Annotated in this window: 1 pseudogene; it reads left to right on the forward strand. The window is 64.9% G+C overall.

What is annotated here, in order from left to right:
- Positions 1–80 precede the first annotated feature (80 nt).
- A pseudogene (locus tag DVK07_RS21710) lies at positions 81–450 on the forward strand (MarR family transcriptional regulator); the annotation flags it as partial.

Below are 450 nucleotides of genomic sequence, written 5' to 3' on the forward strand. Positions count from 1 at the left end.
TGTCCGTCCTGCAGCCGCGACAGCGACTGCATCTTCCGCTGTGAGTACTGCGGCCGCGATCTCGCGGAGGAGGACCGGCGGTGAGTTCCGTCGCGAGCGCGCCGCACGAGACGCGCGGTGATCTCCTCTACGGCGAATACGGTTCGTCGCCGTACTGGGCGGTTCGCCAGCTGTACAACCACATCGACGGCGGTATCTCGAAAGTCGAAGTGGAGGTTCCCCGCCTCGAGGAGGACGGAACCGAGACGTGGGAAGTCTCGATGGGGTTCCACCAGTCGGGACTCTCCCCGCGCGAGGCAGACACGGTAAACTCGCTTCTCGAGTACGACATCAATGCGTACGGCGAGGGAGAGCGGAAGCTTCCGGTCTGTGTACAGCCGCGTCTCGCGTGGTCCGACGAGAACCGACCTGACAGCGTCCCTGCGACGCTCGGGCCTGCCACGAACGTGA

Origin of the sequence: Halorubrum sp. Atlit-26R (assembly GCF_003666015.1) — an archaeon.
Lineage (GTDB): Archaea > Halobacteriota > Halobacteria > Halobacteriales > Haloferacaceae > Halorubrum.